General features: G+C 48.0%; 14 protein-coding genes. 7 read left to right on the top strand and 7 right to left on the bottom strand.

What is annotated here, in order from left to right; translation table 11 throughout:
• Window positions 1-37 precede the first annotated feature (37 nt).
• A complete protein-coding gene (locus tag AAX04_RS07450; RefSeq protein WP_066796289.1) occupies window positions 38-1,045 on the bottom strand; it encodes an ABC transporter permease in 1,008 nt (335 codons plus the stop codon).
• A 290-nt stretch (window positions 1,046-1,335) separates the two neighbouring features.
• Here AAX04_RS07450 and AAX04_RS11945 point away from each other — a divergent pair, with 290 nt between their 5' ends.
• The 3 genes from AAX04_RS11945 to AAX04_RS07440 all read left to right on the top strand — a co-directional run bounded on the left by AAX04_RS11945 (window position 1,336) and on the right by AAX04_RS07440 (window position 4,405).
• Window positions 1,336-1,503, top strand: a complete 168-nt coding sequence (locus AAX04_RS11945; RefSeq protein WP_156519750.1) for a hypothetical protein — start codon at window positions 1,336-1,338, stop codon at window positions 1,501-1,503.
• Between the two features lie 66 nt (window positions 1,504-1,569).
• Window positions 1,570-2,787 (top strand): RNA-guided endonuclease TnpB family protein, encoded by a 1,218-nt coding sequence (locus AAX04_RS07445; RefSeq protein ID WP_202904431.1) that lies wholly within the window; start codon window positions 1,570-1,572, stop codon window positions 2,785-2,787.
• A 346-nt stretch (window positions 2,788-3,133) separates the two neighbouring features.
• On the top strand, window positions 3,134-4,405 hold the full coding sequence (locus AAX04_RS07440; protein ID WP_066796285.1) for an MFS transporter: 1,272 nt from the start codon (window positions 3,134-3,136) through the stop codon (window positions 4,403-4,405).
• On the opposite strand, the gene AAX04_RS07435 is transcribed toward AAX04_RS07440, so the two are convergent.
• Entirely contained in the window at window positions 4,377-4,997 is a 621-nt protein-coding gene (locus AAX04_RS07435; protein WP_156519749.1) for a hypothetical protein, read from the bottom strand. The two genes, AAX04_RS07440 and AAX04_RS07435, sit on opposite strands and share 29 nt — an antisense overlap.
• 109 nt (window positions 4,998-5,106) lie before the next feature.
• Complete coding sequence (locus tag AAX04_RS07430) at window positions 5,107-5,460, bottom strand: hypothetical protein (RefSeq protein WP_066796279.1); 354 nt, start codon at window positions 5,458-5,460, stop codon at window positions 5,107-5,109.
• 288 nt (window positions 5,461-5,748) lie between these two features.
• On the opposite strand from AAX04_RS07430, the gene AAX04_RS07425 reads away from it, so the two are divergent.
• The 4 genes from AAX04_RS07425 (at window position 5,749) to AAX04_RS07410 (ending at window position 9,933) form a co-directional block, all read left to right on the top strand.
• Complete coding sequence (locus AAX04_RS07425) at window positions 5,749-6,552, top strand: GTPase (RefSeq protein ID WP_066796277.1); 804 nt, start codon at window positions 5,749-5,751, stop codon at window positions 6,550-6,552.
• Complete coding sequence (locus AAX04_RS07420; RefSeq protein WP_156519748.1) at window positions 6,518-7,366, top strand: hypothetical protein; 849 nt, start codon at window positions 6,518-6,520, stop codon at window positions 7,364-7,366. Before AAX04_RS07425 ends, AAX04_RS07420 begins: the two co-directional genes overlap by 35 nt.
• Before the next feature lie 39 nt (window positions 7,367-7,405).
• Window positions 7,406-8,467, top strand: coding sequence for a DUF711 family protein (locus AAX04_RS07415; protein ID WP_066796272.1), 1,062 nt, complete (start codon window positions 7,406-7,408; stop codon window positions 8,465-8,467).
• 83 nt (window positions 8,468-8,550) lie between these two features.
• Window positions 8,551-9,933, top strand: a complete 1,383-nt coding sequence (locus AAX04_RS07410) for an acetyl ornithine aminotransferase family protein (protein ID WP_066796269.1) — start codon at window positions 8,551-8,553, stop codon at window positions 9,931-9,933.
• A gap of 22 nt (window positions 9,934-9,955) precedes the next feature.
• Here AAX04_RS07410 and AAX04_RS07405 read toward each other — a convergent pair whose 3' ends face one another.
• The 4 genes from AAX04_RS07405 to AAX04_RS07390 form a co-directional block, all read right to left on the bottom strand.
• Window positions 9,956-10,558, bottom strand: a complete 603-nt coding sequence (locus tag AAX04_RS07405; protein ID WP_066796265.1) for a hypothetical protein — start codon at window positions 10,556-10,558, stop codon at window positions 9,956-9,958.
• A gap of 141 nt (window positions 10,559-10,699) precedes the next feature.
• Window positions 10,700-12,880 carry an ABC transporter substrate-binding protein gene (locus tag AAX04_RS07400; protein ID WP_066796262.1) on the bottom strand — a complete coding sequence of 727 codons (2,181 nt, stop codon included), beginning with the start codon at window positions 12,878-12,880 and terminating at the stop codon, window positions 10,700-10,702.
• A gap of 79 nt (window positions 12,881-12,959) precedes the next feature.
• Window positions 12,960-13,856: an ABC transporter permease gene (locus AAX04_RS07395; RefSeq protein ID WP_084761262.1), complete on the bottom strand. Its 897-nt coding sequence runs from the start codon at window positions 13,854-13,856 to the stop codon at window positions 12,960-12,962.
• Window positions 13,853-14,860 carry an ABC transporter permease gene (locus AAX04_RS07390; RefSeq protein WP_066796260.1) on the bottom strand — a complete coding sequence of 336 codons (1,008 nt, stop codon included), beginning with the start codon at window positions 14,858-14,860 and terminating at the stop codon, window positions 13,853-13,855. The genes AAX04_RS07395 and AAX04_RS07390 overlap by 4 nt, the downstream gene beginning before the upstream one ends.
• Window positions 14,861-14,918: the final 58 nt, after the last annotated feature.

Here is a 14,918-nt window from a genome sequence, read left to right as displayed (position 1 = left end):
TTAACAACCCTCCTACCAAGAGGAACAGAAACACCCATCATACACCCCTCACCCTAGGATCAATCAAACCATAAGTAACATCAGCAATAAAATTACCCAAAATAACAGCAATAATAATAATAAGGAATGAGCCTATGGTTAGTAGGTAGTCCCTTGACCCAGAGCCTATGGCTAACACGTAGCCTAGTCCAGGTATTGCAAAGGTTGACTCTATGAATATGCTGCTACCGAACATTAAACCATATGAGTAGAGTAGCGCAGTTAACTGGGGTAGCAGGGCGTTCTTGCCTATGTAGGTGAAGGTTATCCTCTTCTCAGGTAAGCTCCTAGCCTTTGCCACCAGTACGAAATCCTCGTGAGTAATGCTTATTGCAAGGCTCCTGGTGCCGAAGACCCAGCCTGGGAATATCACCAAGTAATACGTGAGTAGTGGCAACGCCAGGTGCCTCATTACGTCGAGTATGAACTTAGCCGTGAAGCCAGGGGTCACGTTTGATGAGTAGGCACCCGCTATTGGGGCTATCTTAAGCAGCACACCGAATATTATTATGAGTATTAGGGCGAGTACGTACGCCGGTATTGACTGGAAGAATGATAGTGAACCATTTATCAACGCATCCACTATACCTGTCTTTGAGGCTGCGTAAAGCCCCAGTATGTAGCCTGTGGCGAAGGCCAGTGTTAATGAGACAGCCACGAGTAGTATGGTCCAGGGGGCCGCAGTGGCTATTATCTTAATGACCGGAGCCCTGTATATTAATGAGTAACCCAGGTTACCGTGGAACACACTCCACATGTAGCCGGCCCAACTGACTATTGGGTTAACATTTGGGTTGTAGCCGGCTAAGGCTGCGGCCATTATCTTAGCCTGCTCATATGGTATACCCCTCTGCAGCAGGCCAACTAAGATTATCTGGTATGGGTTACCTGGCATTGCGTGTATCAGGAAGAAGGATATGCTTATGGCGAAAATCAGCTCGGCAATCACAACAGCCACACTCTTAACCGCCCATATAGACGTATTTATAATATCCCTCCTCGCCATACACTATTTCTAACCACTTCCCTATATAAATTTTTTCCCGTAGGGCATCATTAGGTGAATAAACCGTTATCTTTTAGCATAATCTTTACCTAAGTAAATAAATAAATGTGCTGCTTAAAATCAAGAAAACATTAGTGATCACGCAAATAGGCTTAACATGCCCCTATATACCATATATACACATCCGGTGAATTACATCATGATCCACATGGGCGCTGAGCCTTCAACACCCTTGGATTTGGCTTTCATTTGCAAAAAGTTAATATATGTGTATTGCAAATTGGGTGCACATGAGTTATACTGCTCATGTTTTAAGGAGGTACCTACCCATACTGGCCTTCATATCAATCCTAACTATGTATGTCGAGATGGCCGTGCTACCATCAATCTACAGGATTGAGGAGGAGTTTAGTGTTTCAGCCATTGTAAATTATACATCAACAATTATTTGTGGATAATTGTAATTACGTGGTCTATGTATCATGATGCAAAGGTTTTTAAGTCTGTGCGTCTTAGCGAAAGTGGTGCCCTGTGAGGGGGTTATTCGCCTGTCTTCTAGGCGGATCCCTGAGGGTACATATCATAGGGCTTTGAAAGCAGAGGCTGAGGTTGTTGATGGTAATTTGAATGATTTGCTTTGGGATTTGACTCTCTATAGGCATGCAATGCAAAGAATCGTTGATGCATTGTGGGATTTAGACAGGGTTCCAAATAGGTCTCAGATGCACCAGTTATTCTACCAATTACTCAGAAGCTATGGATTCAGAGCCCACGTTGCTAGGAATATCTACGACTATGTTCTAGCCCTAGTGAAGGCTACTAGAAGTAACAATGGGAGTAGGCCAGTCCTTAGGAGACTCTCGGCGAGGCTAGACTACCAGGATGCTAAAGTTGAGCTAAATAAGGGAGTTGTTAAGGTTATTCTGAGGGATAAGTGGTACACCTTAAAGCTCAAGCATAGGAGGGATTACATTGAGAAGTTCAGAGGTCTTAGATGGAAGGAGGTTCACGTAAAGTACGAGAACAGTAAGCTGTTTGTAAGCGTAATATTTGAATTCAAATACCACCCCTACGTGCCTAGGAACATAATAGCCCTGGACATCAACTTGAAAACAATTGTGGCTTACGACGGTTTTGGTGTTAGGAGGTTTAAGACTAGGTTCGCTGATGCTTTAAGTAAGAGGAAGCGTGCTGAGGAACTGCAAAAGAGGTACCCAAGGAGGTGGAGGTTTAACAAGAGGATTCTTAACAGAATTAAGTCTCTTCACGGAAAAGCTAGGAGTATTGTTGTTGATTGGAGTTGGAAACTAGCCAAACAGATTGTTCTAAAGGCTTTGAGGAGGGGCCATGCAATAGCCCTTGAGGACCTCAACGGGCTCAAGAAAAGGGCAAGCAACGTGAGTGATGTTGCCTGGAAGTTCACAATGTTCGCATATAGGAAACTCCAGCATGCAATAATGGCAAAGGCACTTGAATACGGAGTGCCCGTAATAATTGTGGATCCAAGGAACACATCGAGTGTATGTCCCATATGCGGTGGGAAGCTGACTTACATCCATAGGCTTGCTATTTGCGAGAAATGCAGTTTCATAGCCGACAGAGACACCGTTGGAGCAATGAATATCTGGTTGAGGGCTTTACGAGTTTTACATGCGCATGCGGGGGCATGTGGGTTGCCCCCGAGTGCTCCCCCTGTGAAGGATGAAACCCGACAGAGGGGGAGAAAACAAATGAGGGGATGAGGGTGAGGACAACAAAGTAATCACAAATAATCACAACTACCCACCAGACCCGAACCCTCTGAGGTGTCGTGGGTTTTATCAGCCGAAACCCTGGGTGGCTTAGCCTTAGCCGTCTCTCCGGAAGCGACGGGTTGTATTTGTTTACCCGCCGTCTCCTTCTCGACGGTCGCCCCAAGCCCCCTCACCGTAGTGGCTCCCCAACGGTCACCCGCGGCTCCCAGCCACTACGGGTCTCGGAAACCCGGGGTAACCGGTTAATGGTGTTGGGGATGAGTTAATAAACCCACCCCTCACCACCAGTGGTGATAAACACCACGAATAATCACGAAAAACCGAAACAGCCTCAGTGATAGGTAAGTTGGCTGATGAGTACGGTAGGAAGAGGATACTAATGATGATACTAGTGATATATACTGTTTCAGTGTTGTTCACGAGCATCTCACCGAACTTCGCGGTGCTTATTGTATTTAGAGCTTTACAGGGTATTGGATTAGCCATAAATCCAATAGCCTACACCATACTGAGGGAGAGGTTACCCAAGGAGCAGTTGCCCATGGCCCAAGGCGTCATAGCGTCCACATTCGCCATAGGTGGAGCCGTTGCCTTACCCATAGGTGCGTTTATAGCGCAATACTATGACTGGCAGACTGTTTACTGGACTGCGCTGCCGCTGTTAATAGTGGCTACGGTGGCCGCATATAGGCTATTACCTGACTCAAGGGGGAGCGTCGTTAAGGAGTCCATTGACCTGGTTGGGTTGATTCAGTTATCGCTCAGCTTCCTAATAATTGGACTGGCCTTAACGTACGCCCATCAGGTTGGCTGGGCTTCACCAATAACCATAACCGGCATTACCATAGGGCTAGTCATACTTGGCGTATTCCTTAGGCGCTCAAGGAGTGTCGTAAACCCCGTAATTAGCATTGAGGATTTCTCTAACCCAAAAGTGGCTGTGCCATTGCTGGCATCCTTCGTGTCGGGCTTTGGGCTATTCCTCCTGTTTCAAGCCTTAGTCTACCTCTTTGAGTTGCCTAGGCCGGTTGGCTTCGGCATGGACATATTGTCCACCGGCCTAACGCTGGCGCCCATAAGCATCATAATGCTCATTGTGGGGCCGGCCTTCGGTTCATTAGCAGGTAGGGTTGGGGTTAAACCCATATTGATAACTGCACCATTAATAGCGGCGCTTGGGTCACTGACGTTAGCGGTAATGGTCCTGGACTACTCCATCACAGTGGCGGACGTTATGCTAGTCCTAGTCATCACGTTAATAGGTATAGGTGGTATGATGGTGAGTAGGATAACGCTACTAATGATGTCAGCCCCTGAGAGGAGGCTAGCCACCATAACCGGGACCAACACCACGATGAGGCTGATGGGCAATACCCTCGGCCCTGTCTTCGCAAGCTCAATCCTGGACACCTATAAGCAAGGCGTCTTGGTTGGTATGGTTAGTAACCTACCTATACTGTACATGGTTCCCTCAAGGACCGCGTTCTACTACATCTTCATCTCATCCGCAGTCACGTCAATAGTAACGGCGTTGATGGCGGTGCGCATTAGGGAGACTGTTAGGGGTGTTGCTGAAGCTAGAATAAGTACCGTATTGCGGGTATAGAGACCAGTATTGAGGAGACCATTAACGTTAGCCATAGGCCATACTCCCTATTCTTGACCACCTGGTAGCCGTCGAGGGGTGGTATTGGTAGTGAGTTGAAGATGGCCAGTATGGAGTTGATTATGTATGTTATGCGGAGGGTGAATAGTAGGGTGCCGGCTACTGATAGTGAGGCAGCGTAGAAGGCTGCGGCCATTAGGACATTAGCCCCCGGCCCTGCTAAGGCTATTAACGCCCTATGCCTACTGCTCTCCCTACCCAGTATGTTGGGTCCAATAGCCACTGCGCCGGGTGCACCCATCATGAACGGTGTCCTGGCTGCGAAACCTATTAGAGCCGTCAACATGAGCATGACTAAGCCGTACCTGACGAGCCTGAAGCACGCTATGTAACCTAGGCTCCTGGCCACGTATCTGTGCATCAACTCATGAGACATGAATGCGGTTAGGGAGACTAATATGGAGGCCAGTGTGACGGGTACTATTAGGCTGAGGTTAATTATCCAGTACCAGGATAGGAGCAGGAATGAGGCCAGGAAGACCCCTAGCCCCGAGATGACGATATCCCTACGTTCAAGTAGGCACAGGCTCACCCCAACCCCCACCAGCCTTTACACCTCTAAATAAAAACTTTGTTAACCCACACCACCCCCATAGGGTTAAATAGGGTTAACTAGTAGTCCTTAGGATCCTTGTAGCACTTCAAAGTAGCCTAGTCACCTTAACCAGGTTTTGCCTAGCCAAATCCTCAGCCCAAGGTGGTAGCCTCAGGTTCTCTAGGACTGAGTTTACCAGTTGCTCCACTTGGCTACACTCGTACTCATCCTCAATCTGCTCCCTGCATAACTTAACCAGGTACTTGCACCTCGCCTCAAAGAGCCTCCTACTCATCCTTATCCTAACGCACTCATGATTGTAAGTGTACCCCAGCTTAAGATCCCTGAGGTGTAGGTATAGGTGGGCCGCCGCCCTACCCAGGTCCATTAAGCCCGGCTTAACGTAAAGGCCCTCCTTAACGGCGTAGCAGCTTTCCCTACCCATGTATATATTAGCCATACCGAAACACCGCCACGGAAACTTAAATGCTTAATTCAACCCTTTTAACTCCTCTAGACTTGAGGAATACGGGCTTCCAAGGCCTTGGAGTTTACCTCTATTGGGCTTACTAAGCAGTTTGCTTGGTTAATTAATCAATATTATGATTAGGCGTAATGCAATTATTTCGCATAAGGAATAATACACCCTAGTAGGGTAGTTTCCTTCGGTGCCATTAAACTGGTGCTGATTATGCCAGCTTCCGGTTAATCCGTAATGTTAATTAAACTAACGCAGACCTAATTCACCATGGGCAATGATGTTGCCAGTGTAATTAACTGGTGCGACTTAGTCATTGAGGTGCTTGATGCTAGAGATCCCTTAGCAACTAGGAACGTGTTGGTGGAGAGGATGGCAGATAGGAAAGGTAAGTTGCTTATACTTGCCGTTAATAAGGCTGACCTAGTCCCAATGAGCGTGTTAAGGATGTGGAAGGCGTACTTAAGTAGGGACAGGCCCACCGTGTTCCTTAGCGTTAAGAAGAGGCTAGGCACCAGGATGCTTATAAGGGCCATTAAGGCTAATGCACCCAGGCTACCCGTTAAGGTGGCTGTGGTTGGTTACCCGAATGTGGGTAAATCCTCGATAATAAACTACCTTAAGGAAAGGGCAGTAGCCTCCGTTAGCCCAGTGCCCGGGTGGACCAGGAGTACGCAGGTGTATAGGGCTAAGAGGTGGCTAATCGTGGCAGATACCCCTGGGGTGTTCAGCAACGCTGATTCCAAGGATGACTCACTACTAGTTGTTAGGGGTCTACTTAACCCTGATAGGGCAGGTGACGTGGTGACGCCTGTCGTAAACTTCATTAAAAGGGTGTTAAGCCTAAACCCAGGCGCCTTTAGGGATGCTTACGGTGTTAATTCACAGGACCCATTGACCATACTTGAGTGGGTTGCCAGGAGGAGGGGATTCGTGCTGAAGGGCGGTGGGTTGAACCTTACGGAGGCCGCTAAGGCTGTTGTTAGGGACTGGTTTAACGGTAAGTTAATATATTATTACCCACCACCGGTAGGTGAACATGAAGAGGGTAAGGAGACTAATCCCGGTGGTTAAGAGGGTTCCTGTGGACCCGGTTAAGTACTATGAGGCCATGGGCGAGTTAATGCTCAGCCTTATGACTGGTAGATCCGTGCAGGTCATAATGCAGCAGTCGGGTAACGTTAGGCTTGTTAAGAGCATCGAAGGTAAGCCGATAATGATCAATAGCGTTAATGACCTTAGGCTCTTCGCAGCCCAGGGTGGGTTGGACTTCATGGCCTCCGTTAGGCCCATTGGCTCAGATAAGGTTGATGTGCTCGTGGCTGATGTCAAAGTTAAGCAAACCATGTTCAACACGCCGGAGGGTTACCTAGCCATGCACCTGGCCTCAAACGCCGTTAGGGTGGGCTTCGAGGCCGTTGGCATAGGCAACGTGTTAATGTACTTCGACGGCATGAACGGCTTCAAGGTACTTGCCAGATTAACAGGGGATAAGGGTGTGGAGCTTAAGGACGCCACAAGGCTACTTGGGATAATCATTGATGCTGCGCAGAGGGCCTTAAAGAGGTTCAGCAGGTTCAGCGGCCTAATGGGTGACGTAACCCTGGGCATAAACACCCTGAGTAAGGTTAAGGTGTTTAGGGTGCCTCTATCAATACACTGGTCAACCAAGTTATCCGCAATACCAGTGCCACGCTTCTGTGTTAAGAACTTCTCACTAATGGATGCGGAGCCCATTAGGGTCATGGGTGACCCAAGCCCCTACTCATTTATAACAAGCGTTAAAGTAAACTCCGTGGACATTAATTCACTGCTAGCCAATGAGGACTATGTACTAACCTATAGGGTTAAGGCCCACATACTCAGTAACCTAAGACTCGAGTGTTGAACGGTTAGCTTAATAACTCCCAGCCCCACTCAACTGAAGATGAGGATTAGGGCAGTGACCGTGTTCACGGATGACCTGGCATCATTACCCAACCTGCTGGATAGGGTTAACGCCGCCATAGACGCCGTAACCTCTAAGTATGGTGTCAGGGTTTTAACCAAGAGGGTCACTTTACCCTTCACAGGCAGTATTGAGGCAGCTAGGGAGGGGCTAAAGGCCCTAAAGTCCACAGCGGCTAGGAGGGGTTACGTGTACTCGGGTTTAAGTCTCATGGAGCCTGCAGACCCATTAACCGTGGTTAAGTTGATTAGGGAGTACGACACATACTCCATGATTTGGATGCCCGAGTACGATGATGAATTAGCCAACTTCTACACTGAGGTGCTTAAGGCCATGGCCTCTAACTCACCTCTTGACGCCAGGAAACTAGCTGTGCTGGTCGGTGACCTACTGGAGACCCCATACTACCCAGCCTCAGTCAACGTTAAGGGTGGGGTTGGGTTATCAATAGCCCTCCTCTACGCCTCAGACCTAATTGGGAGCGGTGCTAATGTTCAGAGGAGGATTAGGGAGATTGTCGGTAAGGCTAGTGAAATTGGCGAGGAGTTGAGTGAACTGGCTGGCGTCGAGTATAGGGGGGTTGACGCATCCCTATCACCCTGGGGCCAGGACTCGGTGGTTAAGTTGGTTGAGGATTTGGGTAACTTGAGGTTCGGTGAACTGGGGACAATGGCCACTATAAGTCTCCTAAACAGGCTCATAGGCGAATTACCATTCAACAAGACCGGTTTCAACGAGGTTATGCTGCCCTTAGGCGAGGATGAGCTACTTAAGGATAGGTTCAACGAAGGCTCCATGGACCTCTTCAAGTTGATCTCATACACCCAGGTCTGCGTGGCTGGGGTTGACATGGTTCCGATACCCACCGGTGAAGTCAACCTAGTTAAGAGACTGCTCCTAGACCTATCGGAGCTGGTTAAGGTTAAGGGTAGGCCACTGGGGGTTAGGTTGATCCCAGCCAGGGGCAGCAGCATTGACCTTGGTGAGGACTTCGGCAGGGCACCCGTGATCAGCCTCGCCAATGGCCGTGTTGTTAAGTAGCTAATTTAGTTGACAGTAGTTTATTTAAGCAATATAGTCTATTATAGGTTACGTTTTAATAGCTGAGGGCCGCCTAGGGCTTTATGCCCAACTGGTACTGGGACATTAAACCCAGCGACGTGCCTAGGATTATTATTGAGCCACCTGGGCCCAATGCACTAAGGGTTGTTAAGACTGATGAGTCGCTGTTGATGCAGTCCTTCAGCAGGTGGTACCCATTAGTTATTAGGAGGGGGTTCGGCCCAGTGATTGAGGATGTCGACGGTAACCTGTACATAGACTTCAACGCCGGGATAGCGGTCATGAATGTTGGGCACTCCCACCCCAGGGTAATAAGGGCCATTAAGGAGCAGGCCGATAAATTCACCCACTACAGCCTAACGGACTTCTACTATGAGTTAGCCGTTAAACACGCCTCAATGCTGATGGAGATAACCCCAATAAGCGGCCCTAAGAGAGTCTTCTACACGAACTCGGGCACGGAGTCCATAGAGGGTGCGCTTAAGGTGTCTAGGGGTTTCTTTAGGAACCAGAGGCCGTACGTAATGGCATTCCTAGGGGCCTTCCATGGGAGGACCTACGGTTCAATGTCCCTAACGGCCAGTAAACCCATCCAGAGGTTTGGGTTTAACCCAATGATGCCCAATGTAATCCATATACCCTACCCATACCCCTACAGGTGCCCCTTCGGTAAGGGGCTTAGCGAGGAGGAGTGCGGTGAATCGGCTTTGTCATACATTGAGGATTGGATCTTCGGTAGGTTAGTTGACCCGAGTGAAGTGGCCGCCGTCTTCATAGAACCCATCCAGGGTGAGGGGGGTTACGTGGTACCGCCTAGGAACTTCATGAATGGGTTGAGGAAATTGACGAGGGATAACGGCATACTCCTCGTCGCCGATGAGGTTCAGTCCGGGTTTGGTAGGACGGGTAGGTGGTTCGCCGTTGAGCACTTCGGCATTGAACCCGACTTAATAGCAATGGCTAAGGCCATAGCGGCTGGCCTACCACTGGGGGCTATTGTGGGGAGGGGGGAGTTAATGAACCTGCCCAGGGGCTCACATGCAAACACCTTCGGCGGCAATCCACTTGCCCTAGCCGCTGGGGTTGAGGTGATTAACGTGATTAGGGATGAGGACCTGCTAACAAACGCATCAAGGGTTGGGGATTACATTATCAGGAGGTTTAGGGAGGAGGCTGATTCAAGTAGGCTGATAGGTGATGTCAGGGGGCTTGGGTTAATGATTGGGGTTGAGCTTGTTAGGGATAGGAGGAGTAGGGAACCTGCCGTTAAGGAACTTAGCGAGGTCCTGGTTAGATCCTTCAAGAGGGGTGTGGCCGTCATAGGGGCTGGTAGATCGACCATCAGGATTGCGCCGCCGTTGAACATACCCATTGAGCTGGCTGAGAGGGCCGTGGACATAATAATTGAATCCATAAGGAGCGTGGAGAGGGACTACGCTAAGTGATTACTAGAGTAAGGGCATTGCCCTACGGACATCTTATGGTTACCTTGGGTTTTGTTAGGGCTATTGCATATGCATCAGCTACATCATCACTCAGCCCATTAACCGAGACCCAACCCCTCAACCTAGACGACTCAAGCTCATCTACGATAAGAACACTACCGGCTATTGCACATAAATCCCCAATACCCTCACCCAGGAAGCTGTGTACCGCTGGGGAGTCACCAACCGCCACGCTGTCTAGCTTACTGTTAATCAACCTAAGGAGTCTCATTAACCCACTGGGCGTGAGCACACTACCCATGAGTGGTGTATTATCGTAAACCAACACAACCCCAGTCCTCTCGGTACCGTAGTCAATACCCATTTTTGTTAACCCACCGTTGAGCATTTTAACCATGGCGTTAATTAAGTAGCCCATTAACTCCACGGGTCCTATATTCTTACCAACCTTAATACAGTTGCCAATACACTCAACATTATCAACGTAGTAATCCAGCAAACCCACAGAATTACCCACAGCTGTAATTACACTGGAGTCGATGTACCTGACTTTAATTGAACCAGTAACCATTCTACTCAATTCATTGAATATGCTTCTCCTACCCGCAAACGAAACCTCCAGCACCAAGCATTACTTACATAGCCCACTTTAAACCTTTCACCAAATAATAATCATTACCTAAGTAATGATATAAAGGGAAGCCTTAAAGATTACGGAAATGAAAAAGAGATAAATGATTTTAAAATCTAGTTACATCACATGACTTTACCTCCTCCTTAGTGCTATTACTGCTACTACTGCCGCTACTATGACTACTACAATTACTACTATTGCGATCACTAGTGTTGTGCTGATTACTGGTTTGGTGACTGTTACCGTTGTTGGTGGTGCTGTTGCTGTTACCGTGACTGTGCTTGTTACTGGTACTGTGGATGTGGTGGTGTAGGTCGTGGTGGTACCACTAACAACAGTCGTAGAAGTAACAACAGTGGTCGTAGAAGTCACAGTAGTCGTAGTAGAAACCGTAGTAGCAACAGGACTAGTAGTCGTAGTAGTGGCTGTGGTGGTTGGTACCTTGAATGAGATGTGCTTTAATAATTCCGTCCATGCCTCAGTTTGTATAATCGGTAATTGAGTCCATATTGACGTGTCATTCAGCGGCCAGTTAATGTACTGGGTGTTTAGGAAGAATACTTGGGTATTCCTATCTATCTGTATGAATGGGACGTAGTGGTTCCAAGCCCACATTGATATGGCATAACACCTAAACGTACTTGCCGGTGACAGTAGGTACTTGTAGCACGCCTGCAGTGGAGATATTTGAGTACCATTGGGTAACGTAATCACCATGTTCCAGTGTGTCGCATTCAATGGGTAGCCTTGGAAGTATGCTGCAGGTATTGGACCCTCTGGGAAGAATGATGGTAGGCCAGGCTCAGGCGCACCATCATAATACAGGAGTATTAGATCGTACTTACCCTCTTGAACTACCGTTCTGAATTCTGCACTTGGGTATGTGACTACCGTTGTAGTTATTCCGAAGCTTGTTAATGCGTTAGCTATTGCATTGACTAGTGCTAACTGTGGTGGTGCAGCGCCTGACGATATGTATATTGTTAGTGTGAATTGTGAACCATTCGGCGTGTACCATACGCCACCCTTCTTAGTGAAGCCAACGGACTCAAGCAACTGAGCAGCTAGACTTGCATTATAAGTGTAGTTGATTAGTGGTGAACCTTGTGAGGCCCAGTAGCTGGCAACCTCCTGAACTAGGCTTGGGTACTTGTCATTCATAATACCAACCTGAGGCATTGGTGAGGGTAGGATGAATTCTGGTCCATAGGCAGCCTGGGCTAGCTGGGTCCAGTTCACTGCGTAGTAGATAGCCTGCCTAACCTGGGGCATAGCCAACCACGGGTTAAGGAAGTTGAAGTAAAGCGCATCACCACCCCACCACGGTATCACAAACATCTTCATATTGGGGTTGCTTAGAATAGTAGTCACTATTGATGGTGATAGTGAACCAGGCCCAGTGTTCCAAATGCTTATCTTGCCTGAGGCTAAGGCTGCATAGACTTGCGTCATTGATGAGTACTGCCACTCAACAATGTAATCAACCTTAATGTCCTTAGCATCGTACCAGTACGGGTTCTTGCATAGTAGAATGTATTCCGGTGTTATGTCGCAGACGTAGAATGGGCCGGTGGTTGGTGAGTTAGGCGGTATTGTGGCTGTGAACAACTCGTTGATTAAAGATGATAACATATTTCTGGCCTCAGCCTGCTGAGTGGCATTACCAAAGTTAAATAACCAAAGCCAGCTATAGTTAGCCAAGGCAGCATCAACTAAAGACTTCCACGTAACATAGGGCCAAACTAGGGCTACGCCACCCCAGTTTAACGCCCAGAATATGTCATAAGCCTCAGCCGCCGGGCTTGTTGGGGGTAGGTAGTAGCCCTGCGCCATCCTGACCACGCACGTGTAGTTGTCTATGATTGACACGTTACCCCACATGTTGTGGATTAAACCATTGGCAATGTTGCTAGTCAAGACATCCCAACAGGTGACCGGCTGACCATTACTCATACCACTATGCCTAAGGGTGATGAAGATGGCCAGTGAGCCATTGGGCAAAACTTGAAGGGTCCAATTCTCAGCTAAAATAGGAATCTCCTCACCTGTCGTATAGTTGGCGGCAGCCACATGGGATTGAACAACGCCGTACCAAGCGATGCCACCGTGGAAAATATTCGGATTATAAAGTGACATGCCAGTCAAAGGTGGGCTCCTGATAGTGAAGACATACAGCGTATTATAAGGCGTGATATTATACTGCTGAGCCTTAACAACATAACCAGGGGAACCATGCCACACCACAAGCAGACTCACCACCACTATTGATACACCTAGTACACCGAGTAGTAGGTACTTACCCCAGTTAACCATAGTATAGGTGTCTGTATACTACTTTATAAATTTTATCCTATATAAATTATCGTTTCATAAATATTGATAAATATTTGAGTTATTTCCTTAACCTCGGGTTTATTATCTCATCGATACCATAGGCTAACTCAATCAGCGCAACCATGTATAGTGTGACGAAGACCACGGGAACCACTAATATTAGCAGTGCCCTCCCGCCGAAGTATGCCCCGTAGCTTAATGCCTGGTTTATTAACGCACCCCAGTTATAGTTTTGGTAGGGCAGTAGCCCTAGGAAGTATAGGCCCACTGCAGCGTACACGGCACCCTCCATGTTTAGTATGAAGTTTATCCAGACGTAGGGCATTATCTTGGGTGTTATCTCCTTGAATAATATGTAGCTCCCCGATAACCCAAGCACCCTAGACACCTCAATGTACGGGTACTCCCTCATTGCAAGTATCTGTGACCTAACCGAGAGCGCCAGGCCGGTCCAGCCGGTTATGCTGAGTATCCCAGATAGTATGAATGGGTTATTTGTGTGTATCATGGTGGCCATTATCATGACCAGGAGCAGGCTTGGTATCGTCATCAATACTTGGCTTACGAATGATAAGGCTGCGTCAGCATAGCCACCCTTAAAGCCAGCCACAATACCAACCAATAAGCCTAGCACGGTGGTGTATAGTGCCGAGAGTAGGCTAACCTCAAGCACGAAGGGCGCCCCATTAACTATATCCACGGTGAGGGGCACACCCACGTTGTCTGTCCCGAACCAGTATATTGGTGGCCAAAGCCTAGGAGGCTGGAAAACGTTGGTTGAACTCGCTATCACTGGCTTTAAGGGTAGTATTATGGGGCCGATGGCGGCCATGAGTATGTAGAATAGTAAGACCAGTAACCCAAACCTAGCAGCCTTACTGCTCCAAATCATCCTCAGCGTCCTTCCAATACCCCTAAGGATACCCTCAACCCTACCGTAACTGATCTCCATCATCCTTGCCTCACCCTTGGGTCTATTAGTGAGTAGGTTAAGTCGGCTATAACCATGCCCAGCACCACGGCCAGGATCAGTATTAGTAGTATGCCCATTCCAAGGGCCCAATCACCGTTACCCAACGATGAGGATAATAGTGCACCAACCCCAGGGTACGAGAAGACTGACTCTACGAAAACAGCGCCACCGAATGATGTACCTAGTGCTATTATTATTCCTGTGTATAGTGGTAGTAGTGCGTTTCTTCCTACGTATCTTCTCTGTATCCAGCTGCTTGGTAGGCCCCTTGCCTCAGCGTAGGTCACGTAGTCTTCACCTAGGACTGAGATAATGTTACCCCTCATGCTGAGAGCCCAATGACCAAAGGAGGCGAAGGCAAGGGTGAAGATAGGCAAAGCAGCATGATAAAGAACACTGGTAATGAACCTAAGGTTGAATCCAGGTGTGCCGCTGTAGGCTCCGTGGGTTGGGAATATGTGGTATTCGAAGCCCAGGAAGTATATCAGTAGGGCGGCGTATATGTAGACGGGTATTGACCTCTTTACTGTTATGAACTGCGTGATAGCCTGATCACCCAAACCACCCCTATGATAAGCCATATACTGACCAAGATAAACACCAACAAAGAAACTAATCAAATTAGCAGAAACAACAATAAACAAAGTCCAGGGTAGGTACCTTGCTATTAGGGTTAGTACCGGTAACCCGTAGACCACTGACCATCCCCAATTACCCTTAAACGTGTTGACCATGTACTGGGCAAAGCCTAGGACTGGGTTACCGTGAATCATGAATGCCGAGGCCCATTGCTCGATGTACTCAAAACTACCCTTACTCATCAACATTGGGCTTGTGCCACTACCCCCTAAAAGACCCAGCTGCGTCATTATGTAGTTTATTGGGTTGACTGGAGCATACTCAAACAGTACGTATGATATTAGTAGTGCCACGAACCAGGTGGCTAATGCTAGTCCAGCTCTCCTGATTAACCAATCCACCCTCATATATTATTATGATGCATGGGTGTTAATATACTTTTTCCTCAATGCCGTATACAACTGG

Source organism: Caldivirga sp. MU80, assembly GCF_001663375.1.
In the GTDB taxonomy this organism is placed as follows: domain Archaea; phylum Thermoproteota; class Thermoprotei; order Thermoproteales; family Thermocladiaceae; genus Caldivirga.
Note: the sequence above shows the minus strand (reverse complement) of the source record. Positions and strands in the feature narration are given on the sequence as shown.

Bases quoted from the DNA above. Each gene is read 5' to 3' on its own strand.
- AAX04_RS07450 (WP_066796289.1), bottom strand. From the start codon at position 1,045: ATGGCGAGGAGGGATATTATAAATACGTCTATATGGGCGGTTAAGAGT.
- AAX04_RS11945 (WP_156519750.1), top strand. From the start codon at position 1,336: ATGAGTTATACTGCTCATGTTTTAAGGAGGTACCTACCCATACTGGCC.
- AAX04_RS07430 (WP_066796279.1), bottom strand. From the start codon at position 5,460: ATGGCTAATATATACATGGGTAGGGAAAGCTGCTACGCCGTTAAGGAG.
- AAX04_RS07425 (WP_066796277.1), top strand. From the start codon at position 5,749: ATGGGCAATGATGTTGCCAGTGTAATTAACTGGTGCGACTTAGTCATT.
- AAX04_RS07420 (WP_156519748.1), top strand. From the start codon at position 6,518: ATGAAGAGGGTAAGGAGACTAATCCCGGTGGTTAAGAGGGTTCCTGTG.
- AAX04_RS07415 (WP_066796272.1), top strand. From the start codon at position 7,406: ATGAGGATTAGGGCAGTGACCGTGTTCACGGATGACCTGGCATCATTA.
- AAX04_RS07410 (WP_066796269.1), top strand. From the start codon at position 8,551: ATGCCCAACTGGTACTGGGACATTAAACCCAGCGACGTGCCTAGGATT.
- AAX04_RS07400 (WP_066796262.1), bottom strand. From the start codon at position 12,880: ATGGTTAACTGGGGTAAGTACCTACTACTCGGTGTACTAGGTGTATCA.
- AAX04_RS07395 (WP_084761262.1), bottom strand. From the start codon at position 13,856: ATGATGGAGATCAGTTACGGTAGGGTTGAGGGTATCCTTAGGGGTATT.
- AAX04_RS07390 (WP_066796260.1), bottom strand. From the start codon at position 14,860: ATGAGGGTGGATTGGTTAATCAGGAGAGCTGGACTAGCATTAGCCACC.